Origin of the sequence: Paenibacillus tyrphae (assembly GCF_000722545.1) — a bacterium.
Classification (GTDB): domain Bacteria; phylum Bacillota; class Bacilli; order Paenibacillales; family NBRC-103111; genus Paenibacillus_G; species Paenibacillus_G tyrfis.
Window position 1 is genome coordinate 1 of the sequence record NZ_JNVM01000087.1, and the last position, 497, is coordinate 497.

Sequence of the window (497 nt, forward strand, 5' to 3'; positions counted from 1 at the left end):
AACACCGTAATGTCGTAATCCCGTATCCAGCCGTGCAGACGCGTCGGGTCGATCCGGTCTTCTTTCGGGCAGATGACCATCATCCCGCCGTTGTACAGCGTCCGTGCGATATCCCCGACGAACACGTCGAACGAGAAGCTCGCCAACTGCAGCAGCCGCACCGGGAACTGATGCAGACGATAATCCCGGCGATAAGCCGCCGCCGTGTTGACCAAGCTGCAGTGCTCGATCATGACGCCTTTTGGCTGTCCCGTCGTCCCCGACGTGTAGATCACGTAGGCGAGGTCGCCCGGCTCGTTCGAGTTCGGCACGTTGGACGCGTCCTCGGCGAACGACGCTTCGTCGTCCAGGCACAGCACCGCCTCCAGCGCATGGCCTTCGGACAGCCATGCCTGCGCACGCTCCTGCAAATGCGTCTGCGTCAGCAGTACGGCCGCTCCGCTGTCCCGCAGCATGAACCCGATCCGCTCGGACGGATAGTCCGGGTCCAGCGGTAC

At 63.2% G+C, this 497-nt stretch carries 1 protein-coding gene; it reads right to left on the reverse strand.

The annotated features are described in order from the left end of the window. On the reverse strand, positions 1 to 497 hold a 497-nt coding region (locus ET33_RS35870; protein ID WP_036694130.1), incomplete at both ends, for an AMP-binding protein.